Annotated in this window: 23 protein-coding genes; 3 read left to right on the top strand and 20 right to left on the bottom strand. The window is 46.5% G+C overall.

Features of this window, described 5'->3' with window-relative positions; genetic code table 11:
• Window positions 1–48: 48 nt before the first annotated feature.
• From BN1136_RS08180 to rfbB, 19 genes are all read right to left on the bottom strand, one after another.
• Window positions 49–1059, bottom strand: coding sequence for an LPS O-antigen chain length determinant protein WzzB (locus tag BN1136_RS08180; protein WP_043759350.1), 1011 nt, complete (start codon window positions 1057–1059; stop codon window positions 49–51).
• Between the two features lie 684 nt (window positions 1060–1743).
• Complete coding sequence (locus BN1136_RS08175; protein ID WP_043759338.1) at window positions 1744–3711, bottom strand: polysaccharide biosynthesis protein; 1968 nt, start codon at window positions 3709–3711, stop codon at window positions 1744–1746.
• A 44-nt stretch (window positions 3712–3755) separates the two neighbouring features.
• Window positions 3756–4307, bottom strand: a complete 552-nt coding sequence (locus BN1136_RS08170; protein WP_043759337.1) for a sugar transferase — start codon at window positions 4305–4307, stop codon at window positions 3756–3758.
• A 3-nt stretch (window positions 4308–4310) separates the two neighbouring features.
• Window positions 4311–5222, bottom strand: a complete 912-nt coding sequence (locus BN1136_RS08165) for an NAD-dependent epimerase/dehydratase family protein (RefSeq protein WP_052365663.1) — start codon at window positions 5220–5222, stop codon at window positions 4311–4313.
• Entirely contained in the window at window positions 5219–6118 is a 900-nt protein-coding gene (locus BN1136_RS08160) for a glycosyltransferase (RefSeq protein WP_043759336.1), read from the bottom strand. Before BN1136_RS08160 ends, BN1136_RS08165 begins: the two co-directional genes overlap by 4 nt.
• A gap of 18 nt (window positions 6119–6136) precedes the next feature.
• Entirely contained in the window at window positions 6137–7741 is a 1605-nt protein-coding gene (locus BN1136_RS19830) for a sulfatase-like hydrolase/transferase (protein ID WP_081843674.1), read from the bottom strand.
• Window positions 7738–8532, bottom strand: a complete 795-nt coding sequence (locus BN1136_RS20180; RefSeq protein ID WP_152552601.1) for a hypothetical protein — start codon at window positions 8530–8532, stop codon at window positions 7738–7740. The genes BN1136_RS19830 and BN1136_RS20180 overlap by 4 nt, the downstream gene beginning before the upstream one ends.
• A gap of 395 nt (window positions 8533–8927) precedes the next feature.
• Window positions 8928–9953 (bottom strand): acyltransferase family protein, encoded by a 1026-nt coding sequence (locus tag BN1136_RS19825; protein WP_082034984.1) that lies wholly within the window; start codon window positions 9951–9953, stop codon window positions 8928–8930.
• The gene (locus BN1136_RS19820) at window positions 9946–10857 is read right to left on the bottom strand and encodes a glycosyltransferase (protein ID WP_081843672.1); all 912 of its coding nucleotides are present in this window, start codon (window positions 10855–10857) and stop codon (window positions 9946–9948) included. Before BN1136_RS19820 ends, BN1136_RS19825 begins: the two co-directional genes overlap by 8 nt.
• 12 nt (window positions 10858–10869) lie before the next feature.
• A complete protein-coding gene (locus BN1136_RS19815) occupies window positions 10870–12018 on the bottom strand; it encodes a glycosyltransferase (protein WP_081843671.1) in 1149 nt (382 codons plus the stop codon).
• The gene (locus tag BN1136_RS08155; protein WP_043759335.1) at window positions 12018–13280 is read right to left on the bottom strand and encodes an oligosaccharide flippase family protein; all 1263 of its coding nucleotides are present in this window, start codon (window positions 13278–13280) and stop codon (window positions 12018–12020) included. Before BN1136_RS08155 ends, BN1136_RS19815 begins: the two co-directional genes overlap by 1 nt.
• A gap of 1 nt (window position 13281) precedes the next feature.
• The gene (locus tag BN1136_RS19810) at window positions 13282–14229 is read right to left on the bottom strand and encodes a glycosyltransferase family 2 protein (RefSeq protein ID WP_081843670.1); all 948 of its coding nucleotides are present in this window, start codon (window positions 14227–14229) and stop codon (window positions 13282–13284) included.
• A gap of 3 nt (window positions 14230–14232) precedes the next feature.
• The gene (locus BN1136_RS19805) at window positions 14233–15351 is read right to left on the bottom strand and encodes a DegT/DnrJ/EryC1/StrS family aminotransferase (protein ID WP_081843669.1); all 1119 of its coding nucleotides are present in this window, start codon (window positions 15349–15351) and stop codon (window positions 14233–14235) included.
• The gene (locus BN1136_RS19800; RefSeq protein ID WP_081843668.1) at window positions 15348–15815 is read right to left on the bottom strand and encodes an acyltransferase; all 468 of its coding nucleotides are present in this window, start codon (window positions 15813–15815) and stop codon (window positions 15348–15350) included. The genes BN1136_RS19805 and BN1136_RS19800 overlap by 4 nt, the downstream gene beginning before the upstream one ends.
• Entirely contained in the window at window positions 15815–16216 is a 402-nt protein-coding gene (locus BN1136_RS08150; protein ID WP_043759334.1) for a sugar 3,4-ketoisomerase, read from the bottom strand. The genes BN1136_RS19800 and BN1136_RS08150 overlap by 1 nt, the downstream gene beginning before the upstream one ends.
• Window positions 16207–16764 (bottom strand): dTDP-4-dehydrorhamnose 3,5-epimerase, encoded by a 558-nt coding sequence (rfbC, locus tag BN1136_RS19795; protein WP_081843667.1) that lies wholly within the window; start codon window positions 16762–16764, stop codon window positions 16207–16209. Before rfbC ends, BN1136_RS08150 begins: the two co-directional genes overlap by 10 nt.
• A gap of 5 nt (window positions 16765–16769) precedes the next feature.
• Window positions 16770–17648, bottom strand: a complete 879-nt coding sequence (gene rfbA, locus BN1136_RS08140) for a glucose-1-phosphate thymidylyltransferase RfbA (RefSeq protein WP_043759332.1) — start codon at window positions 17646–17648, stop codon at window positions 16770–16772.
• Between the two features lie 111 nt (window positions 17649–17759).
• Window positions 17760–18647: a dTDP-4-dehydrorhamnose reductase gene (gene rfbD, locus BN1136_RS08135; RefSeq protein ID WP_043759331.1), complete on the bottom strand. Its 888-nt coding sequence runs from the start codon at window positions 18645–18647 to the stop codon at window positions 17760–17762.
• Entirely contained in the window at window positions 18647–19732 is a 1086-nt protein-coding gene (gene rfbB / locus BN1136_RS08130) for a dTDP-glucose 4,6-dehydratase (protein ID WP_043759330.1), read from the bottom strand. Before rfbB ends, rfbD begins: the two co-directional genes overlap by 1 nt.
• A 959-nt stretch (window positions 19733–20691) precedes the next feature.
• Between rfbB and BN1136_RS08125 the strand changes: the two genes are divergently transcribed.
• A complete protein-coding gene (locus tag BN1136_RS08125) occupies window positions 20692–21366 on the top strand; it encodes a response regulator (RefSeq protein ID WP_043759329.1) in 675 nt (224 codons plus the stop codon).
• Window positions 21367–21389: 23 nt separating this feature from the next.
• Window positions 21390–22748 carry an ATP-binding protein gene (locus tag BN1136_RS08120; protein WP_081843687.1) on the top strand — a complete coding sequence of 453 codons (1359 nt, stop codon included), beginning with the start codon at window positions 21390–21392 and terminating at the stop codon, window positions 22746–22748.
• 376 nt (window positions 22749–23124) lie between these two features.
• Here BN1136_RS08120 and glk read toward each other — a convergent pair whose 3' ends face one another.
• Window positions 23125–24093 (bottom strand): glucokinase, encoded by a 969-nt coding sequence (glk, locus tag BN1136_RS08115; protein WP_043759327.1) that lies wholly within the window; start codon window positions 24091–24093, stop codon window positions 23125–23127.
• A gap of 348 nt (window positions 24094–24441) precedes the next feature.
• On the opposite strand from glk, the gene BN1136_RS08110 reads away from it, so the two are divergent.
• Entirely contained in the window at window positions 24442–25296 is an 855-nt protein-coding gene (locus tag BN1136_RS08110) for a MurR/RpiR family transcriptional regulator (RefSeq protein WP_029314760.1), read from the top strand.
• The last annotated feature ends 61 nt before the right edge of the window (window positions 25297–25357 follow it).

The following is a 25357-nucleotide window of genomic DNA, read 5'->3' as shown; positions in this document are numbered from 1 at the left end:
AGAAACAAAAAGGGGGCTAAGCCCCCCCTTTGATTCATCTAGTAACGATTATGCCTGCTCTGGCTCATGCTTGCGAAAAGCATGGCGCACCAGCACGATTCCCACCCCCAGCATGCCGCCAAGCAGGGTGGCCAGCACCACGACCAAGGGACGCTTGGGCTTGTCACGGCTCAAGGGCTCGCTTGGCGAGGCCAGATAGACGAAGGACTGGAATGGCGGCACCTCGAGCTTGATGGCCTGAAGGCTGCCCAGTTGCAAGCGAAGAGCATTCAGGGCCGGGTTTAATATATCAGGATTCTTGATCTCCTTAAGGACCTTGAGTTTTTCCGCCAACGCGCGGGATCCCAATTCGATAGCAAAACCATCGCGGATATTGAGATTCTCGACCGGAGAATCGATCCCTGCTGCTTGGCTGATACGCAGGCTGTATGAGGTACGCTGTATGTCATCTTTTAGTTGCTTGAGAGTATCGGCCTTAGCGCTCTCATACTGGGTTTGCAACGTCTTGATCCGGTTCTGCCAGATGGTGATGAGCTCCTGGCCCTTAACCGTCGACTCGTTCTGCTGGACAAAGACGATATAATGCTCAAGGCGAGCCTTGGCTTCAGTGGCAGTATCGGCAGCAAAGGAGAGTGTGACATCCTCTCGCAACTTGTCCGGTGCCTTGGCGCTGATCCCCTCAGCCATCATCCGGAGCAGCCGCCGCTTGCCCTTGTCGTCAGTGACACCTCGCTTCGCAGCTTCTGCATCCAGATAACCTTCTTCCAACAAGAATTGACTCTTGTTGTCGAAGCTGTTGAAATTATTAACGAAGTTATCATAAAGCGCCTTCTTCTCGAAGGCGGTGAAGGCGGTCTCTGGAACTTGGGCATTTATCAACTGGTTGATGTTAAGTTCAAGGGATTCCATCTCCTTAAGGGTAGGCGGCTTGATCTCGGCCTGGCTGACCCACACTTGGGGGGCCAACAGCGCATAGACGATGCCTCCCGCCGCAAACAAACCGGCAACGCAGAGGATCAGCAGTTTGCTGCTCCAGAGCGTAAGGATCAGATCACGCAAGTCGACCTCACGGCTAGGCCGAGTCGACACCCACCCTTGGGGAAGATCAGGCTGTGAGTGTGTCAAGGTAGATTCTTGATTGCTCATATTATTGCATTTCTCTTATTGTAAACTGGGTGGACAGGTCCACCGCCAAGGTCGCGGCAGGCCCGCAAGGATGGGGCTTGCCGATAATAGTAACGATATCGTCGATATAGGTTTTCAAACCACAGCAACCGTCATTTTGGGCTGATAACCGACGCTATCGCCCCCCTGAGATCAGACCAGATAGCATGCACGTCGTCTGGCTACATTAGCATCATCGACATCATATACTAGGTGGATGGCTGACCGATGACCCACCTCAAGGTCTCGATGAGTCCACAGCCCACACTGGACTACCATTACCGAAGGAGAGATTGTTGTGGTGACTATCGCTCCTAGGTCCAACCCTACTCTTTCGATGATATAGCGGTGACCCAGATCATGGGCTTGGGCATAGGTGTTCAGCTCGTTGTCTGCGATGGGGTACATGCCCTGCTTGATGAGCTAAACTTTCTCAGCCACTAGGTCAAGGGCGACAACTTCGTTGTGCTGGGCAAGCAGCACGGGATGGGACAGACCGACATAGCCGGTTTCCGCTACGGCAATTTTCACCATATGCAGCCTATAAAGATGATATAAAGGGGCATGATATCAAATCCCTCATTGGTTGTGACCAGACACATGGGATTCCGCCGTTAAGAAATTAATCCCATGAGCATGAGTTTTTTTTATGTGCTGCTTATTTTTTTGGCGCGAGTGCCAAACAAGATCACAAATATCATCTGTGGGTTTAAAACCTATTGGTGCACTCAGTAATATGCTTCGTATCCTGTCATGTTCGAAGGCATGACAAGCCTCATCCAAACTCACAAGATATTCACGAAGACTTTGCCATGGCAGCATGCCCTCACGAGCCGTCATGATGCGAGGATGACTAGTACCTTGAACGTCATCACCAATTAGCAACTCCTCGAAAAGCTTTTCCCCCGGACGTAAGCCTGTGATGTTGATTGCTATATCACCTTCAGGATTAAGCTCATCTTTTAACGTAAGTCCACTCAAACGGATCATTCTATGAGCTAGATCCAGTATTTTCACCGGTTTGCCCATATCCAGGACAAAGACATCTCCCCCAGCCCCCATTGCGCCAGCCTGTATGACCAACTGAGATGCCTCAGGAATCGTCATAAAATATCGAATGATATCGGGATGCGTGACGGTAATAGGACCACCACGAAGAATTTGTTGACGAAACAAGGGAACTACCGACCCCGACGAACCCAGAACATTACCAAATCTCACCATACAAAAACGAGTCTTATGTTGTTCTGAAGCAAGTGCCTGCAAAACGAGTTCCGCTAAACGCTTTGTTGCCCCCATGGTATTCGTCGGTCTTACAGCCTTGTCTGTTGAAATCAGGACAAAGGTTTCTACACCAGCCTCTATTGAAGCTTGAGCACAGTAAAGGGTACCAAAAACATTATTCCTAACACCCTCAACAACATTATATTCAACGAGAGGAACATGCTTATATGCGGCAGCATGATATACAGTCTGAATCGAGAAACTTTCCATGACGGCACTCAACCTATGCTGGCGCTGCACCGAACCAAGTAATGGGATGATGTCAACACTAAGGTTGTTGTTCTTGCATAATTCATTCAATTCTTTTTCGATTGCATATAACCCATATTCAGAAAGCTCAAACAACACAAGCTTCTCAGGCTTGCAAAATACAATCTGCCGACACAACTCAGAACCTATTGAACCACCGGCCCCGGTCACCATGACTCTCTTGCCACTAATATTGGCATTTAACAGTCCAGATATCGGGTCCACAGGATCTCGTCCCAACAGATCCTCAATAGATACCTCTTTCAGCTCATCAATTAAAGCATGACCACCAACCAAATCGGCCATACCTGGAATCGAAAGAACCTCACAAGGGAAGTGCTCCAATCGATGGATAACAGCTTGACGCACAGAGCGAGAAGCACTAGGTATTGCCAGTAGTATTTTTTTGATATCAAACCGTGCAATAAGCTCCCCGATAAGCTCGGGAGAATAAACGTTGATACCCTGTATCATCGTTTTTCTTAAAGCGGGAGAGTCATCAACAAATGCAACCGGAAAAAACTCCTGCCCTTGATTCAAGGCCAACTGAAGTTGCCGCCCAGATGATCCTGCACCATAGATGAGTACAGGGATACGACTCGCCTGCCCTCTATTAACTAGCATCCTGAAAAATAGCCTGACACCACCCACCAGTAAAATGGCGAAAGAAAAATAGATTACAGATACAGTTCTTGGTAAAAATGCTTCAAAGAAAAATGCAAGCATGACAAGTGACATCGTAGACAGGAATACACCCAATGACACTGTCCATAATACTTTGAAGCCAACATAGCGTAACACAGCACGATACAAGCCAAGTTTGGCAAATATCAATACAGTGACAGGAACTAATACAGCTAGAAGCTCCCAATGCAGCAAGCTATTAAAAGGCATGCCGGTATCTAGCCTAACCCAATACCCTCCCCAAAATGCGACACCCAGCAAGCAAGCATCGATTAAAATTGAGACGACCCTCTTCAAGGTACGTGAAAGACCCAAAAAATATGTAAGCATTAGTGCACACCTATCAACGCTTAAAATTACAGGAATAGACTATTTCAGGGTTTTACCCTATCCCCGGCACCTTTTCCTATAACAGTCTGCAGTATGTAGTTGAAATAAGATTTTACTGAAAGAGAACGAATCATTTCTGCATCAGTTTTCGCTAGAAGTGCTGGTGTTGACATATCAATATTACTTACTTGAGCTAATCCTGTAACTCCAGGCCTAACCTTAAACACGCCAAATTGGTCTCTCGCGTCAATCAACTCATCCTGGTTATAAAGGCAAGGTCTTGGACCGACCAAACTCATTTCCCCTTTCAATACATTCCATAACTGAGGTAACTCATCCAATTTGCTTTTGCGTAAGAAGCGCCCGAAAGGGGTGATCGAAGAGGAGCTCGCCAAATGGCTAGCGACAGAAGCAGTATCAAGCTTCATCGTTCTAAATTTAACCAAGACAAATGGTTTTTTGTTCCTGCCTACTCTCGTTTGGCAGAAAAGAGGAGAGCCAGTATCAAACAAACCAGCCAACATCAGCAATATAAGTATTGGGAATAGAAAAACAAGCCCGAAAAAAGATAAGGTAATATCTAGTAAACGAATCATATTTTACTCACATTTTATTTTTGATATAGCCACTGCCATGGTTTCTGGGGGAGTCCACTTCAGTAAAGAAGTCGACTTGGTTACATCAACATCCAAGTCACATAACAATTGCTCTGCTTGAAATGAACAAGAAAGCAATTTTGCCAGACTCAACATGACAGATACAGGAATAGGTAACTGCAATACTTTCTTTCCGAGTGAGTCAGCAATGCAATTGGTAAATTCACTAATTGAAACTGCATGACCATCGGATATCACGAATTCATGATTGGCAGCATCAGGGTTGACGACACAAGTAAAAATGAAATCACACAAGTTATTGACAGAGATAAAACTTCTTCTGTTGTCACATAAAGCAAAAGGGAGAACAGGACTGCATTTAATTAATTTTACCAAGCGGTTGAAATTTCCAGGCGCATCTTGGCCATATATCAAGGTCGGTCTGATAACAACAACTTCCATCCCTGTGTCGAGGGATACTTTTTTCAAACCTAGTTCGGCTTCATTCTTTGACTTTGCATAATCTGAGTGGGGTTGACGAGGTGACGCTTCATTAAATGGCTGACCATGCGTTCTTGCTCCATGAACACCTATAGTGCTAATGAATATAAAGCGCTTTACTCCTAATGCTGCCGCTTGACGAGCTAGATTCAAAGTACCGTCTCGGTTAACTTCCATAAAGGATGCTAACCCATTTACTCCGTTGCTCGGAGTATGAACTTTAGCTGCTGTATGGATAACAGTATTGCACTGCTCCAACGCAGAGGACCAAATAGTATTAGCATTTATATCATCGATAATGTGGTCACCGCCACTACGACGCTGTATTTTAACCACATCAATTGACTTACTGAGCAAATATTTACTGAGCGCAGTACCCAAAAAACCATTTGCTCCAGTAACCGCAACCCTCATGAAAACACCCCCATAAGACAAACTAAAGCAAGAGCCCATCGATCTCTTGTCCGTCGTCTAACCCTATTTGCATGAAGAGCAAGATGCACACCTCCCATATAACCACCAAAAAGGCAAGTTCGAATGAATGGATCTGTACACATATTTAAAAGAGTCGATATTTTAACTATTTCACCATAGTACCATTTAGTTTTTATCAACCCCCATCTTCTTTTTGCCGCCAGAAGACTATTATTAGCACCGACCTGATTACCTCCATGTTGGCGGTAGCGCATTCCAGGGTATGAATCTATAAACCATTTCCTGTTTGTGGAACGAGCATACGCATATATGAACCAATCATGCAAATCAATGCTTTTAACTGAACTATTGTGCTTCTTTATAAATTGCTGAATTTCACATGCGAGAGACAGATCCATTATATAAGTACAGCCTGGCCCTGCCGCCTCAAATAAATAGTCGTACTCAACTTGTGGCTGAGATTTTTCAACAATCACTTCACGGCCATCTTCCCAAAACGCCATCACATTACTAGAGTAACCTGATGCAGAGTTCTCTTTAAGTTTTGAGATACCTCGCTGCAACTTATCAGACGCCCAAATATCATCTTGATCTGCCAAGGCGATATAATCATATTCAGAGAAGTCTACTGACTCGAGTAAATGAAAGAAATTTTTTGCCGCACCACCAAATTTGAAACCAAATTCAAGATGTCTCACATCATCTCTTTCAACGGCAAGTGATGCAATATACTCCTCGGTGCCATCATTTGACGCATCCACACTCAGGTATACATTAACCTGCACTCCGACTTGACCGTATATACTATCCAACTGTTCAGGAAGATATTTCAAGCCATTATATGCAGCCAATAAAACTGCTACTTTTGGGTACATTTCGTCATCCAACATAGATTAAAAGAGCCGTTCTGAATACAGTGGCAACTCAAACATTTCCTTCAAGTCAGACACCGAAGAAATTCCATTCACTTCCTTAGAACAGACTCTCGATAAGTTTAACCAAAATAAACTTTTTGTTGAGTCACTCTCTAGCATATTAGCCATCAAAGATGGCAAACAGAAAAAAGGCTTGTTTTCGATGAATTCTCTCGCAATTTCTGTATCAGCAGCCAAAGGAACTTTAAAAAACATAGGAACAGAATTTATTATCATCTCATCACTATAATCAAGGGAAGGCTTTATCAAATACTTCCCTTTCGACCATTCATCATTATCGAATACATTTTCAGGAAAGATACCTTTATCATAAAACACACGAGCTAGTGATGGCTTATGATCACCTACAATGAATATGGATAGAGCGTGCCCTTTACTTTTCGCCCTTCCCTCCATTTTATGGATAAATTGCATTAAAGATGAAATAGCTGAAGACATTTTGGATACATAGTCACCTTCACCATGGTCATTATCACTATCCTTATAGCTACCATGGGTTTCAACAGTAATCAGGAACATGAATGCCTTTTTACCCTGTTCCAGGCCATCATATACTTTATAGGCTGTATCATACAGAGCACTGTCTTTTGGAAATCCCAAACCAGTCCAGGACTCTTGTGGCATGTTATATACAAAGTATGATGCCTGAAAACCAAACTTTGGGTGAACCGTATTACGGCGCCAGAAGAAATCATAGTAATTATGAAATGATAAAGTAGCATATCCCTTACTGGAAAACTCACTTGCTATAGTTTCTGCATTATCTCTATATAAGCCAGCATAAGCCTGATAATCGATACCAGGCATAACTCTGGATGATAGACCTGTGAGCAACTCAAATTCAGCTTCTGAAGTGCCTCCCCCATATACGGGGCTGTGCATTGTAACTTGAGAAAAACCAAGAGTCTGAAGCTTATTCATGGGAGTTACGAACGCCGAGTCTTGACTCGTAAAGCAAGCTTCACACAAAATAAACAAGACATCTTGGTTTTCACTTTCATATCTCAGATCATTAGCTGACTTTTTCTCTTTATAAAACCCATGAACCCCAGCCTGAGGCGCTCGGATATTCTCCGCTGTCTGATACAAATGCAATAAAAAGCCATTTTCATGAATGTTAGAGGCATAGTTATAATCAATAAAATCATACCCTAAAAAAGAAATGCCTTTTTCTACTGTCTCATTCACATAGCCTATGCCGTAGGCTTTGCATAACACAAAAAATGGGAGTATACATCCTAAAGTTAATCGTCTTAAGGTATACTGCTCCTTTTTACCTCTAAAGAGAGAGATTATTGCCCAACAAAATACAAATACCAATACCACAAGAATTAAAATCAGATTTCCAGATATATATTCATACAAAGACACGCCTTGGCCAGCGAAAACGATATCCTGAGCAACAAGAGGCACACCTGAATGCTCCTGTTTTATGTCACTGATGGATGAAGCAGCGAAATAGATTGCTAAGCTAAGCGCGAGTGCAACGCCCCGAGGAAACACACTCCTAACAAAAGAATAAAGCGCCAACCCCAATATTAGATCTGGAAGTAAAAATTTCACTCACTCACCCTGACTCTGCTCATCAGCATAATAGGAAAGACATAAACTGCAAATACAAAAACGTATAATCCGGCATTGTAATAAAAACCTTCTCTAAATATAAGGCGCATGAATATAATAAACATCGATATATGGATTGCGGCTTTAGGCATATCAGAACCAGAGATAAGGTGATTAACAATTACACAAACACATAGAATCACCACTGGAACAAAAAATAATAGCCCATACCCATAAAATAATGACTCTGTTATTATATTAGCGCCCAATCCGTACCCACGATCCACAATGCCGTAAATATACTCACCAGGAAGTACTATCGATTCGGATATGATTCCACGCATCGGCTGCAACAATGCTAACATTGGTGATGCAATGAGAGTATATAGATCTCCATGACCAATATATCGCTCATTTCCAATCAACAAAGGCAGTGTGATATATGTTTCTCTAAATTCACCAATCGAATTCAAATACCATGGGACATCTTGCACAACATTACTACTTCTAAGAATACCAATAACAATAAGTGCAGATATCATTATCGTTATTGGCGTTATATAGAGCTTCTTGTTGTTCAAGCAAAGTGATACAGCCATAGGTACTATTGCTATCAGCGCAGTCGTTCTACTCCCTGTTAATAGGTCCAATACAACTAGCAATATATTGGGGGTGAATACAAACACACTTTTCCTATCAAAAAAGCAATATATAGAAACCGGAAGTAATATGTATGCTACATTCTTCAGCTTAAATATATCTACTACTTCACCTGTATAGTCATCATTCATATACAGATTTCCAGTGTGGAATTTATATGTGACCACAAATATCAGGTAAAGACATATCCCCCACCATATAAACTTAATAATACTAGAGCAGTGGGCTTTACTATTCCCTGCTAATATAGAATGTTTTTTAACTTTAACAGTTAGAAGCAAACATGCAAAAAAAACTGAAAATGCATTTGATATTAGCAATGAGATAAAAATATCATTCGACTGGATAAACCAACCAAAAAAAACATTTATCTCGTTGACAAAAACAGATGGTATTTGAAAATAAAATAGAAATAACGACACAACCCAAAACAATGGATTCACTATGGCTACATAACGATTTTGATAGAGGTATCTAACTAGGCTAAAAATGACAAATAATGTGATTAATATAGAAAGTATATGCATCATACCTCCTTGTAAAAGTAAGGCTTTATATGTTTATCATAGAGCCCTTCTACTATATATGATGCAAAGTAAACAACAATACATGAAATCGCATAAAACAGTACAATATTATTGATTACTTTAAAATAATTAAACACCTTCCCCAGAAAAGACAGTATAGGGTGATGAATCAGATACATTATATATGATGATGAACCCAAAAAATAAAAAAAGCGATTTTCAATTGAGAAGTTCATGAAGGATTTATTACTTGCAAGAAGAGCTATCGATACCAGACAACCAGAAAAAGACCCGGCGATTAAAGCTCTTTGACTTACCATAGAAAAATACTCTAATCCAACAACGAATAAAGTAGCAGGAATCAAAATTAATACGACAGCAGTAATCTTTAGCCAGCGTTTGTTCATGATATATAGATTAGCGATCAAAGCCCCTAAGATAAACTCAATTATTATAGGATTAGATATGTACGTTATATATACAGAACTATCATAGTTATCAGAAAGACCTAGCAACATAAATCCCGCAAAGGTCACCGTCACCACTGAAAAAACATGCCTAGTAGTTAACAGAGCAATGAATATAACAAGATAAAACAGGATCTCGTAATTTAAGGTCCAACCAACTCCAAGCACAGGAGGAGAAACAGTGCCATCACTACCATAAGGAATGAAAAGAAGACTTTTAACTAACTCTAATAAGCTGAAAGACTTTTCATTATCATATAGTAGATTGTTGGCTAAAAAGAAGACTACCGTAAAAAACCAATATAGAGGGACAATTCTAAAAAAGCGATCTCGTATAAATTTAATTCTATATTCCGATAAAGATAATTTATCCAGACCTCTATGGAGAATATAGAACATCACAAAACCACTGACGACAAAAAATATATCAACGCCAATATATAAGACTTCAAATAGCTGTACGTTATAATCAACGTAAATTTTGCTCACGTAATATATATGATATATAAGAACTAAAAACGCAGCAAGACCTCTCAGCAAGTGAATTCCACTAATCATTTCTATCGCCTAAAAATAAAGAGGTTTTATACATAAACCCAAAAATCATTCGCCGTGCGGCTCGAAACCCAAAGATCATTATCAAAATAAATGATTTACGCTTAAGAGACAGTAAGAATAAATCGATCCTATGTGACCTTAAAAAAACGTTCTCAATGCCATTGAATAATCGAGCATTTTTAACATTTGATAGCGCGACTTGATACCATATATTTGCCCGGGCAGCCAATGACTTGCGGCTTACGTTGTCTGAATGCACTCGATATTTTGCAACGACATCGGGGACAAATCTCAAACTGTTGATTGCCAGGCAGCGCAGGTAAAAATCTCTATCCTCAACCAGTAAATTGGGGTCATACATGCCAATTTTATCATATAGGGAGCGCTTCGCGAGCAGTGTCGGCCCCACCACGGACCAGTTAAAAACCAGCTCTCTTGATGGCCGGGCAGCTAGCGCCGAAAAATCCGCGTTGTAGAGACTCTTCATTGCCGAGCGATTAACCTCGGCTGAATCACCATTGATGACAACTGCATCGCCAATAACCGCCTCTATCGTGGGATCAGCGCGCATGACATCCAAGCGTAGGGAGATACTGTCTGGTAGTAAAGCGTCATCGCTTGCACAAATTGTGATGAACTCTCCCGACGCCTCATTGAGCAGACGGTTCAATGTATGACATACGCCTTTATTCTCTTGGGAGAATATCTTTACATCTAGTCCAGGGTGTTGCAAACACCACGATTTGACTATAGAGAGAGAGTTATCAATGGAACCATCGTCGCATATTAATACTTCTATGTTAGCGTAAGTCAGATTAATGATCGACGTTAAACACTCTTCTATGTATTTCTCGTGGTTAAACACAGGTATCAATATGCTGACCAAGCCTTGTGCACTAGACATTTTATCCCTTTATCAAATCAACTTCGTTAAGATGCTCATCATATCTTTTTTATAGGCATCAAATGTGTACATTGTATTTGCATTGTTATATGCAGCTATTGACCTTGCCAGCAATTCACTGTCAATGAACGAATCACATAAATTTAATGAGTCACGGACACTATCACTATCCAGCGCATTGATATTTACGCCAAAGTCATATATATCAACCCCACACTCCTTTGTTACTATAGGGATCATGGCACCCCGCCCCATGGCGGTAATAACGGACGTAGCAATGCCTTCAGAACAAGAAGGTAAAATAACGTAGAGACATCGAGCCGCAAGTTCAGAAAAGAAATCAGACTCAACATTTAAAAAGCCATGGATGATCACGTTTTCCGGCACATCAAGGGACTGCAAAAGCTCTTGCTCCGCATTGGTATAGCCACAAACATGAAGAGTCCAGTCAGGCCGACACTTAAATGCCTCAATGGCAATATCAAGCCCCTTATGCAACAAGCCGTAACTACCAAACCACAATGCTGTTTTACGAGCCGTTGCTATATCATCCAGAGTTCGAGTGTAGGGAGTTTTTCCTTGGTGAAAGCTGGGTCTGATTAAATCAATTTGAGACACGCCATTATCCAAGAAAGATTGTTTGGTTTGTTGATTTCCGATACAGATAACACTGTCGGCGCAAGATGCCGCAATTCCCCATCTAAAATCCTGCACTCGAGTAGAATTGAGCGGTACTGACTTATATCGCTTTGCAAATTCACTCAGGCGATGCAGAGACGCTTGAGTACACTGCCAAGGGTGAGACCCTGTGGCATAATATACCTTCTTTCCTTGAGTGTTTTTGACTATGCTTTGGTATAAGGGAATACCCTCACCAATGATCACATCATAGTCATTCAGATTTAATCTGGTGTCGCGGTTGTTATTCACGACATCTACGTTGAAGCCTAGTGAGTCCATAATTTCAGCTACGGCAACCGACTCCTGGTAATTCGAGTGGGCTTTATAATTACTTTTTTTGAAATGATAGGTGCTATAGGAAAGCAAGGCTTTCTTTGAGTTGCTCTTGTTGAAAATATTTCTTATAGGGCGTTGAAACATCAACTCATACACACTCAATACAAAACTATTTTTTTTCAACCTATCCTTTAATTTATTCATTAAACCGCCGCCTCCAAATTCTTCCTTTTTTGAAACAGAATTATATATGTCAGTGAAAACATGAATGCTATCACCCAACCAACAATGTAACCTAGCAAGCCAGCTTGCCAGCCAATCTGGGGATAAAAAATTACGTTTATTAGCAAGGAAACGAGCAACACACTGCTCCACTTTGCGGAAAAAAATACAGAGGCTTTATTTTTTATGATTATGGAAGACAAGGCCACATCCATAAATACTAGCGGGGAAAATAGAACCAACTGATCGAATATTGGCACACTCTCGATGTATTCATCACCATACAGGATGGATATCAATAATGGGGATATCATATAGAGTACTGCCGCCCCCATCATACCGAGTGCAGTAAATACCAATAGCATCAACATGCTATTTTTTAAAATTTTATCGCTGGCGGCACGATATACAAGTATCGGCCCCAGCACGGCTAGCAGCATGGTTGCCAATGCTGTAAATTGTTCGAAAGCACTGAACGCGGCAGCGTAATGTCCAAAGGCGCTTGAAGATAACTTGCTTTCCATATAGATTCGATCAAACTTCAGGAAGGCATTCATACAAATCAAACCAAACCAGAACTTTACTCCATCATTGAAAATTTCATACATCAACGACTTATCTATTGTATTTAATTTAAATGAATACCCCTTATCAATTCTTTGATAAAAGACATAGCATCCAAACGATACTAAAACACTTTCTAATATCAATGCCAATAGGATGGACAATGGGCTGGCGTCTATGAAAACCAATAAAGCTACCATGGCGCACTTAATAACCAGAGAGCATAATCTTATTCGACTGGTTATGTAATAATAACCCCGGCATTCCAGCTGAAATCTAAATATCCCCATAGGTTCGGAGTATAATACCCCAATGGATAGAATCATGATGAAGTAAGCTTGATTCGCGTCAGGGATAGACAATAAAACATAAGCAAACAGGCCGATGTATATCGTGATTGATATGACCAACCTATAAGCTATAGATGTATTGATGACAGATACATCCAAGCTGCCATTCTCTTTCAATCTGGAATAAAATATTTCAGCTGGACACAACCAGGTCATAGCAGTGATAACAAAAAGAATTGACATTGCCAGCTGATATGCGCCGAACAACTCTACGCCAAAGTGACGGGCTATAAGCCCAGTCACTACCATGGACAATAATATTTGGACAACTCGTTCACCCAAGGCCCATATTATATTTTTCAAGTTGCCTTTCATTGCAATCACGGACATGTTATCCAACTTTTCTTTTAAGATGCTTTCTTACATATAAGATTGCTTTCCTTGGGGCAAGGATACCTACAATAGAAATTATCTTAAGTTTGCTAAACTCCATGGATAATATATTTTTCGATAATAAGGATACTGCAGTTCTTTTACTGCCACGAATGGCATTGTTTGCTGCACGTTCGAGATTATATTTTCTAATTAATCGATTTGCTGATGCTATGCTCGCACCAAAACCAGGGCTGTTAACCCTAGCTTTAAGCCTTGTAATAAAAGGCAACTCATCTAGCAAGCAACTATTGAAAGAGAGGCTATTACTAACCCCCATGTTATAATTCGATAGCGCAGCATCAGTAAACACTATGCAACCATGCTCTGCGAGATGAAACCATACCTCCTGATCCTCTCCCATAGATTCACTCGGCGGGAAAAAAATTTTATTTTTTATAAAATACTCTTTCCTAACTACGCATGATGACGTGAAAAAGAATGCTCCCTTAGTCCAACTTTGATAAAAATCATTAATGACGATGGATTGATAATTTTTCTTATTCTCTGATAATGTAGAGACAGTCACTGCACCATTTTTATGTTTAAAGTAACCCGTTGTAAACGCATCAGCATCAGGGTGCTCTTGTATAGACTTATACACTACAGTTAAAAAGTCGTCCTCATACCAGTCATCCGCATCAAGAAAAGCTATATACTCTCCTGATGCTTCTTCAATCCCCTTGTTCCTTGCTGCTGATACACCACTGTTCTTCTGATGGAAATATCTGACTCTGTCATCTTTTATTTCTTTTACAATTTTTTCAGAGTTATCCAGAGAACCATCATCTATAACAATAATCTCAAAAGACGGAAAGCTTTGAGTGAGAACGCTTTCTATGCACTTTGAGATAAAGTCCTGCTTATTATAAAGCGGAATCACAACACTAAATATTGGGGCAGTCATATCTTATGTGTTATCACTAAAAAAGTCATTTATAAGTTTGATAACCAAGTCAACGCTGTCGTCGCTCATGGTCGGGTCAAGAGGTAATGACATGACACTCTTGTGGATCAGCTCTGTTACAGGCAAATTACCATGTTCTATCTTGTTCTTATAGGCTTGCTGTTCATGAGGAGGAATTGGATAATGGATTAGTGTCTGTACACCATGTTGATTTAAATAAGAGCTCAGCTCTTCACGCTTCGTTGTTCTAATAACAAAGAGATGCCATACATGGGCAGTTTGTTCTACAACAGAGGGGAGGATTATATTATTATGGGGTTTTATTCCATTTATATAATGATTGGCTATTAGCTGCCTACGAGCAATCTCGCCATCTAGATATGGGAGTTTAACTCTAAGCATAGCTGCCTGTATCTCATCAAGCCTGCTATTAACACCTTGATAGATATTTTCATATTTTTTATGAGAGCCATAGTTTCTTAATGCTTTAAGAACATTCGCCAGCTCATCATCATCTGTCGTTATTGCGCCAGCATCACCTAAGGCACCGAGATTCTTACCCGGATAAAAACTGAATCCAGCAGCGTGTCCCCAGTTTCCGGCTTTTCTTCCATTCAACTGTGCGCCATGAGCTTGTGCTGAATCTTCAAGAACCAGCAAATCATGCTCGTTTGCTAACGCCATTAGTTCTGGCATGGGCGCCAACTGGCCATATAGATGGACGGCTAGTATAGCCTTTGTTTTACTCGTAATAGCCGAACGAGCACCTTCCAGAGAGAGATTGTAAGTATGCGGATCGGGCTCTACCAATATTGGTGTTAGCCTATTCTCAGTAATGGCCAGAATCGAGGCTATGTATGTATTTGCCGGGACAATAACTTCATCACCGTCACAAAGCAAGCCCATTTCTTTCCATGCTCTCAATACCAAGATTAAAGCATCTAATCCATTGGCAACACCAATAGTATGTTTAACCCCACAATATGCTGCGAACTCTTTCTCAAATGAGGATAATTCTTCCCCTGCAATATACCAACCGGAATCAATTACTCTGCAGCATGCAGCCTTAAGCTCATCAGCATGTAGTGCATTTATTTCTTTTAAATCAAGGAAGTTTATCATATGTCACCATCGAGAATTTTTACTATTTTTGCAGGATTACCAACAACAAGCACGTTATCGGGTACATTTTTAGTTACAACAGCACCCGCACCTACCATGCTGTTTTTTCCTATTGTTATACCAGGTAAAATAGTTGCATTTGCACCAAGGGACGCCCCCTCCTTAATATGAGTCCTCATAAACTCATCTGGATAGACCTTTGAACGAGGATACTTATCGTTGGTGAAGGTGACGGATGGCCCAAGAAAAACATTATTCTCTATAGTAATGCCATCCCACAAATACACACCCGACTTAATCGTTACATTATTTCCTACGATAACGTCGCTTTCTATCAATGTGTGGGCACATACATTGCAATTTTCGCCTATGACGGCGCCTTCTAGAATGACTGAATACTGCCAAATGCGGGTACCCACACCAATAGAACGGCTATGCACATCACTTAATGGGTGAATGAACATTATCCCTCCTGAACCTGAAAGATAAACGCTTCATAATCCCTTACGTAATCATTCTCATCATATAACTGATCAGCCAACACCATCAGTACACAATCATCTGAAAAATCATACATTTCACGCCACATGAATGATTCAATCAGCAACCCTTGCGCCGGGTTATCAAGTAATATATCGACTCGCTCTCGACCGTCATCAAGCATGAAACGACAGGATCCACGTACAGCGATTGCGACCTGCTTCAGAGTTTTATGTGCATGAAACCCGCGCCTGACCCCTGGATTGGTTTTAAACATGTAGTAGACGCGCTTTATCTCGAAAGGAATGTTTTTTCCTTCTTCCAACGCGACTAATGAACCTCGTTCATCACCATGAGCTTGCAATGGAATTAATTTTACTTGCATTGATTCATCGCCTCTACATAGCTTGACAACGTCACTGCTATTTGATCTTTCTGTGAAAGTTTCATATCAGATATGGGCCATGATATATTCAAAGTAGTATCATTCCAGATTATTGATGCTTCGCTTTCGGGATGATAATACTCTGTTGTTTTATATAAAAATTCTGCCGTTTCGCTCAGTGTCACAAATCCGTGAGCAAATCCTTCTGGGATCCATAACTGCTTTTTATTCTCTGCAGATAGATGGACGCCAACCCACTTCCCAAAGGTTGGCGATCCGAGGCGAATATCGACAGCAACATCAAACACTTCACCGGAAACACATCTGACCAATTTACCCTGAGCATGAGGTTGTGACTGATAATGCAAGCCACGTAACACCCCCTTACTCGACTTAGAGTGATTATCTTGTACAAATGTAACTGGATATCCCAAAGCTTGTTCAAATTTTTTATGATTGAAACTTTCAAAGAAAAAACCGCGTTCATCACCAAAAACGTTAGGTTCAAAGAGTAAAACATCAGGAAGTTCCGTTTTAATAACTCTCATGAAAATTATTTCCCTTTAATCATTTTCAGCAAATACTGTCCATAAGCATTTTTAGCTAGTGGTTCGGCTAATTTTCTGATCTGCTCTGCATCAATGAACCCTTTGCGATAAGCTATTTCTTCTGGGCAAGACACTTTCAACCCCTGTCGAGTCTCGATGGTCTGAATAAAGTTACTTGCTTCAATCAGGCTTTCATGAGTGCCGGTATCAAGCCAGGCATAACCACGGCCCATCATGGCCACCGACAGATTGCCTTGCTCCAGGTAGATACGGTTCACATCTGTGATTTCCAGCTCACCACGCGGCGACGGCTTCAGACTCTTGGCGATCTCCACCACGCTGTTATCGTAGAAATAGAGGCCGGTCACTGCATAGTTGCTCTTGGGCTCCAGCGGCTTCTCTTCCAGAGAAATAGCGGTACCTTGCTTATCAAATTCCACCACACCATAGCGCTCAGGGTCATGCACATGGTAGGCAAAGACGGTGGCGCCACTCTCTTTGGCTGCGGCCGCCTCCAACTGTTTCTGCAGGTCGTGGCCGTAGAAAATGTTGTCCCCCAGCACCAGCGCACAGGGGTCTGACCCGATAAACTCTTCACCCAGAATAAAGGCTTGTGCCAACCCGTCCGGGCTCGGCTGTACCTTGTATTGCAAATTCAGACCCCACTGGCTGCCATCACCCAGCAACTGCTCAAAGCGGGGGGTATCTTGCGGGGTGCTGATGATCAAAATATCGCAAATACCCGCCAGCATCAGGGTGCTGAGCGGGTAATAGATCATCGGCTTGTCATAAATGGGCAGTAGTTGCTTGCTCACCGCCATGGTGACTGGATAGAGACGGGTGCCGGATCCACCGGCCAGAATAATGCCTTTACGTTTGGTCATGATGCTTGTTTCTTATTTTTAAATTTCAAAAGAAAGGGTGGTTTGACACCACTCCTTTCTGTTTTATCCCTGCCAACCTGGGAGGCATTCACTACATCCCTGGCCACTGATTTACTTGCCCAGGATCTCGGTCAACATCCGCTCCACGCCAACCTTCCAGTCCGGCAGTACCAGATCGAAAGTACGCTGGAATTTGCCGGTATCTAGGCGGGAGTTATGGGGGCGTTTGGCCGGGGTCGGGAAGGCGCTGGTCGGCACGGCATTGAGTTGCGTGACCGCCAGTTCAACACCTGCCTCTCTGGCGTGGGCAAACACCAGCTGGGCGTAGTCAAACCAGGTGGTGGTGCCGGAAGCAATCAGATGGTATAGCCCGGCGACCTCGGGCTTGCCCTGCGCCACGCGGATCGCATGGGCGGTGCAATCGGCCAGCAACTCGGCGCCGGTCGGAGCGCCGAATTGGTCATTGATGACCGACATTTCGCTGCGCTCCTTGCCAAAGCGCAACATGGTCTTGGCAAAGTTGGCCCCCCGAGCGGCGTAAACCCAGCTGGTGCGGAAGATCAGGTGACGGGAACAAAGCGCGGCCCCTTGCTCACCCGCCAGCTTGGTTTCGCCATAGACGTTGAGCGGGGCGGTTGCATCGGTTTCCACCCAGGGGCGCTCACCGCTGCCATCGAACACATAATCGGTGGAGTAATGCACTAACCAGGCACCCAATGCTTCCGCTTCTTTGGCTATCGCTGCCACGCTGGTTGCGTTAAGCAGCTCGGCAAATTCCTGCTCGCTTTCGGCCTTGTCGACTGCGGTGTGGGCTGCGGCGTTGACTATCACGTCCGGCTTGACCAAACGTACCGTGTCGGCCACCCCGGCCGGGTTGCTGAAATCACCGCAATAGTCAGTGGAGTCAAAATCAACGGCCGTGATGCGCCCCAGCGGCGCCAGTGCTCGTTGCAGCTCCCAGCCTACCTGACCGTTTTTGCCAAACAGCAGAATATGCATCAGGCACGCTCCCCGTAATTCTGCTCAATCCAGGATTGGTAGGCACCGCTCTTGACGTTGCTGACCCACTGCTGGTTATCCAGATACCACTGCACGGTTTTGCGAATACCCGACTCGAACGTTTCTTGCGGTTGCCAGGCAAGCTCGGCGCTCATCTTGCTGGCGTCAATGGCATAACGGCGATCATGACCGGGGCGGTCAGCCACATAGGTGATTTGATCGCGATAGGAGCCATCCTTGGGCACCATCTCATCCAGCAGATCGCAGATGGTATGAACGACGTCCAGATTCTGTTTCTCGTTATGACCACCGATGTTGTAGGTCTCGCCGATCACACCTGTGGTGACCACGGTATAGAGCGCGCGGGCGTGATCTTCCACATAGAGCCAGTCACGGATCTGGTCGCCCTTGCCATAGACAGGCAGCGGCTTGCCATCCAGCGCATTGAGGATGACTAGCGGGATCAGCTTCTCGGGGAAGTGGAACGGGCCGTAGTTGTTGGAACAGTTGGTAACGATGGTCGGCAGGCCGTAAGTACGGCGCCAGGCGCGCACCAAATGGTCACTGGAGGCCTTGGAAGCAGAATAAGGACTGCTGGGGGCATAGGGGGTAGTTTCGGTAAAGAGCGGCAGTACCACACCGGGTTCGACTTCATCTGGATGGGGAAGGTCACCATACACCTCGTCGGTGGAGATGTGGTGGAAACGGAAGGCCGCCTTGCGTACCTCGTCAAGACCGTTCCAGTAGGCGCGAGCCGCCTCCAGCAGCATGTAGGTACCGACGATATTGGTCTCGATGAAGTCGGCAGGGCCGGTGATGGAGCGATCAACGTGGCTCTCGGCCGCCAAGTGCATCACGGCGTCCGGTTGATGCTGGGCAAAGACCCGATCCAGTTCAGCGCGGTTGCAGATATCCACCTGCTCAAAGGCATAACGTTCACTGTTTGCAACAGAGGCCAAGGATTCCAGGTTGCCCGCATAGGTGAGTTTATCGAGGTTGATAACTGAGTCGTTGGTATCCCGGATGATATGGCGCACCACAGCCGAGCCGATAAAACCGGCGCCGCCGGTCACAAGGATCTTCATTGAAAGGTTCCTGATTGCAATCTAATGAAAAGAAGAGACGTCTAGTGATGTTGTACTGTCTTATGGCGCCACGATTTGTCCATGGAGAAGAGGACGTGATTGTAGTGACACCATTGAATATCACAGGGTGGGCAACGCTTAATAATCACTGATAAAACAAAGAGATAGGTTGATATGACGACCAAAGGCCCTCTACAGCGATAAGATCACTCAGGAGTCATGCACATAGACAATAATTATGCTACCGCCCTTGAGTTACAGCTCCCAACATGCTGCCTTTAACCTGATTGTGCTCGCTGTTGGCCATCATCTCCTCCAGCTTCTTGTTTTGATTGATGTTTAACAATGTCGTCGCATCACATTGCACATCCAGGCAGTCCGATAGCCTGCATTGCTCACATCTTGGGCTAAGTGTGCCCCAAACCCGATTTTGGGTCAGATTCTATCTCGTTTCCCCCTAGGATGAACAGTCAATACAAGAGGAAAACCCCAAGAGGATAAGGGTTCAATACACTCCTTTCCCTTCTCCTTTTGCTCGCCTCATCACTACCCTCACTGCCACCACCAGCCTCTGGTTGCCAAAAGTCAGTCCAAGCTGATGATAAACATATTTAATTTCAGAGGGTTAATATGCCCTGTCATCTGGGTGCACAACTCTCTATATGGCCTTGTCTCGGCAAACACCCTCTCCCTGGTCAGCGTCAACCAAGAGATTTCCCCTACGCTATGCGATCAGAACGGTCGCTCCCTTCCTCATTAAGACCCAATGGAGATGCAAGCAAGCCATCATCTAACTTGAAAAGTATCTCTGAACTTTGATGGTCATGGCTAAGTCAAGGCTGGTAATAAAGGCAGGCACGATTCAGTCCCGATACAGGGGGGCAAGGTAGGATCCGGATTGACTCTCCCTCTTCTTGACCCTCTAATTGACAGCCTGGACCCTTATCATCATGCATCTTATGAAAATCCTACTGGTCGAAGACGACAAGCTGCTCAATCACCACCTCACCACGCTGCTGACCGAGGCCCAGAACCAGGTTCACAGCACGGACAATGCCCAGGTGGCGCTGCACTACGCGGCCGACTATCCCATCGACGTGGCCATCATTGACCTCGGCCTGCCGGACATGGACGGCCTGCAGCTCATCAGTCGTCTGCGCGAGCAGCAGATCCCCTTCCCCATCATAGTGTTGACCGCCCGGGGCAACTGGCAGGACAAGGTGGAAGGCCTGGAAGCCGGTGCGGACGACTACCTGGTCAAGCCCTTCCAGAAAGACGAGCTGCTCGCCCGTCTCAACGCTCTGGTGCGGCGCAGCGCCGGTTTCATCTCCCCCAGGGTGAAAGCGGGTGATTATGAACTGGATCTCTCCCGCAAGGAGCTGACCATTTCCGGCGAAGTCACCGTGCTCACCAGCTTCGAGTACCTGATCCTGGAGTACCTGATGCGCAACGCCCGTCAGGTTGTCTCCAAGCAGCAGCTGCTGGATCAGCTCTATGGGGATGGTGAAGGGGATCCCAACACCATAGAGGTCATGGTGAGCCGACTGCGCAAAAAGCTGGATCCGGAGGGGAGCATCCAACCCATCTCCACCATCCGCCGACAGGGTTACATCTTCAACCTCTCCTGCAGTTGATACGCCCCGTCATGCTGACCTCCATGAAACTGATCCGCCGCTCGCTGCATCTCAAACTGATGATGAGCGCCATGCTGGTCATCGCGCTCATCATGGCCTTCTCGGTCTATATCCTCTACCTTGGCCACACCGAGGAGCAGGCCCAGAAGGCCAGTGTCCGTATGCAGGAGAACCTCTCCAAGCTGTTCTCCTCCAAGCAGCCTGAGCCCCACGCCATCACGGATCTCGGCAGCCTCACCCCGGATGCCATCGACCCCAATCTCGACACCCTGATCTGCCGCGCCGACGGGGCGCTGAGCTGGTCCAGCCTGCACATGCCCGAGGTGGTCTCCATCAAGGAGACCATCTGCCAGGACCTGATGAGGTACCTTGGCGGCCTGGATCAGGACTATTTCTTCAAGTTGCACACCATCAAAAATGGCGAGAGCTACTTTATTTACAGCCTGCGCTTCCTGCGCAATCACGGTGACGGCCCCACCACCTATTACGTGGTGATGGTCGACTCCGCCAAGCGTTACCAGGCCCAGACCCGCGACTACCTCTACCGCTGCATTCGCCAGGCCCTGCTTGCCTACAGCCTGCTGGGCGCCCTGCTGCTGCTCACCAGCTTCTGGAGCCTCTCCTCCCTGCGCACCATGGCGCGGCAGATCGACGAGATCCGCGCCGGCACGCGGGAGGAGTTGTCCAGCGACTACGAGCGGGAGCTGACACCGCTGACAGAATCGGTCAACCAGCTGCTGGAAAACGAGCGCCAGCAGACCCAGCGCTACCAGCATGCCCTCAATGATCTCGCCCACAGTCTGAAGACACGGCTGGCACTCATCCAGATCACCGCCCAGGAGCTCAAACTCGGCCACGAGATCCATGACAACATCAGCGAACAGATCACCACCATGGATCAGATCATCCAGTACCAGCTGCGCCGGGCCGTCACGGGTCGCAAGCGTCTTGCCAGCAAGGGGACCGAGCCCGTCCCTCTCATCGAGAAGCTGCTGGCCAGCCTCGCCAAGGTCTACCGCCACAAGAAGCTGCAGACAGGTTTCCAGTTCGATGACGATGTCTTCTTTCACGGTGAACAGGGCGACCTGATGGAGTTGATGGGCAACCTGCTCGACAACGCCTGCAAGTTCGCCATCAGCGAGATCCAGGTCAGGGTCAGCCGCCAGGGCCGCGGTCTGCTCATCGTGGTGGAGGACGACGGCCCCGGCATCGCCCCCGGCAAATCGCAGCAGATCTTCCAGCGCGGGGTCAGAGCCGACAGCTCCCCGGGCCAGGGGATAGGGCTCGCCGTGGTGACCGAGATCGTGCACAGCTATGGCGGCGAGATCCGGGTGGATGAATCCCCCCTCGGCGGCGCCCGCTTCTACATCACCCTCCCCTGACAGATCGGGGCCAGGCTGACACCTGGCCCCATCCTTTTGCCTTGCGCTACGACGTCATTTTGGCGCCAAACCCCATCCCCTCCCTCGCAGACCAGATCCCCTGAGGCATGAGAACACTGGGGCCAACTCCTGCGGCCCCCACCCTGGCGGGTCTGACGCTTCTCGAAGAGCGCATGACAGACGAACACAGCAGACATAAAAAAACCGGCCGCGAGGGCCGGTGAAACAGTTCAGGCTTGTCAGGTGACAATGCGCACCCAGCGGATGAAGACAGCTTCCAAATCCCTGTGAAACCCTGTCTTCTTGAGTACGTGGGTTCACTCTACGCCAGGGTCACTGAACCAAGACTTAACCGTCATGACATCGATTACCGGCCTCAGAGCCTAAACCCGAGAGACTGGCGCAGATAGGCGCCCGCACCGAGCAGGCCCGGGCCTTCGTGGGTGATGAGAAACACGGGGATGTCTTTGAGATAGGGCTTGAAGCGCCCCTTGTCCTCAAACGCCACCCGGAAACCCGAGGCGATGAAGAACTCCTGGAAGCGCGGTACTATGCCGCCGGCGATGTAAACGCCGCCAAAGGTGCCCATGTTGAGCGCCAGGTTGCCGGCAAAGCGGCCCATCAGCACGCAGAACAGGCTCAAGGTGCGGCGACAATCCAGGCAGTCTCCCGCCAGCGCCCGCTCGGTGATGTCTTTGGGGGCGAACGCCTGTGGCTCACGGCCATCGGATTTCACCAGGCCGCGGTAGAGGTTGACCAGACCCGGGCCCGACAGGAAACGCTCGGCCGACACATGCCCCAGCTCGCCACGCATCACCTGCAGTACGGCATCTTCCTCTTCCGTGTTGGCGGCGAAGTCCACGTGGCCCCCCTCGCCGGGCAGGCTCAGCCACTGATCGCCAGCCTGCACCAGATGAGCCACCCCCAGACCGGTGCCGGCACCATAGATGGCGATGGGCTTGCCAGCCACCGGCTCGGCGCCGCCCAGCTGGATGCGATCCCCGTCAGCGAGGACCGGGACAGCCATGGAGACGGCGGTGAAATCGTTGATCACTTGCAGGCGATCCAGGCCCAGGTTGGCCTGCATCTCGCTGATGGAGAACTCCCAGCTGTGGTTGGTCATGGCCACCCAGTCGCCATTGATGGGGCAGGCGATGGCGATACAAGCCTCGCCCACCTTGGCATCGTGCTCTTCCAGATAGAGGCGCACCACGGCCTCCAGGCTGGGATGGGCCAGGCCCGAATAGGTTTTTGCCTGGGAAATGGCGCCCGTCGCCAGCTCACAGAGGGCCAGACGGGCATTGGTGCCGCCTACATCGCCCACCAGCGCATGGGTATGCTGCATAACAAACTCCTTCGTTACCGACTCGGGGCGGCCCTTACCGTCCCGACCTTGTTATTTGGCAGTCATACTACTCGACCCCACCGGCTGGCGGCGCGTTTTATGAATGCAACTGTGCGCCCGCTCACAGTGTTGTTGCTTTGCAACATTTGTAAGCGTTTTCAAGACCTAACTGGAAGTTAGTAACTAAAAACTCGAAATAATTAGACATGAGTCATACTTTGTATTGACGAGATTAGTTCCGATAAGCGCTTGTCTTGTATAGTCCTCACCGAAATTGGAAACCTGCTTGAGCTGTGAACTTAGTGCACAGACACTGAAGTTAAATTACAAAAATGCCTGGTGGTAATGATGAATACCCTCGATAAAATTACGAACAATTTGGAAAGTTTCAGTAAATCAGAGCGTAAGGTGGCGGAAGTGATCCTGGCATCCCCCCAGACCGCCATTCACTCCAGCATTGCTACCCTGGCCAAGCTGGCGGATGTCAGCGAACCCACCGTCAATCGCTTCTGCCGTCGTCTCGATACCAAGGGCTTTCCCGACTTCAAGCTGCACCTCGCCCAGAGCCTGGCCAACGGCACCCCCTATGTGAACCGCCACGTGGAAGCGGAAGACGGCCCCGACACTTACACCGCCAAGATCTTCGAGTCCACCATGGCCTGCCTCGATGCCGCCAAGAACAGCCTGGACATCTCCGCCATCAACCGCTGCGTCGATATCCTGACCCAGTCCAAGAAGATCAGCTTCTTTGGCCTTGGCGCCTCTTCCGCCGTCGCCCGAGATGCCCAGAACAAGTTCTTCCGCTTCAACATCCCGGTGGTGAGCTTCGATGACATCGTCATGATGCGCATGAGCTGCATCAACAGCAGCGAAGGGGACGTGGTCGTGCTCATCTCCCACACTGGTCGCACCAAGGCCCTGGTGGAGATCGCCGCCCTGGCCCGTGAAAACGATGCCACCGTCATCGGCATGACCGCCAAGGACTCCCCCCTGGCCCGCGAGTGCAACCTGGTACTCTCCATGGACGTGCCGGAAGACACCGACGTTTACATGCCCATGGCCTCGCGCATCGCCCAGCTTGCCCTGGTAGACGTACTGGCGACCGGCTTCACCCTGCGCCGGGGCATGAAATTTCGCGAAAACCTGAAGAAAGTCAAAGAAGGTTTGCGCGAATCCCGCTTTGATACCCCGCACTCCTCCTGATCATTCGGGGGTCCGCCCCCGACTGTCTATGCCACCAAGCTTGGTGTAGTATCGAAATTCA

The sequence above is a fragment of the Aeromonas taiwanensis genome, assembly GCF_000820165.1.
GTDB lineage: Bacteria > Pseudomonadota > Gammaproteobacteria > Enterobacterales > Aeromonadaceae > Aeromonas > Aeromonas taiwanensis.
This window is presented reverse-complemented; position numbering and strand designations above follow the sequence as displayed.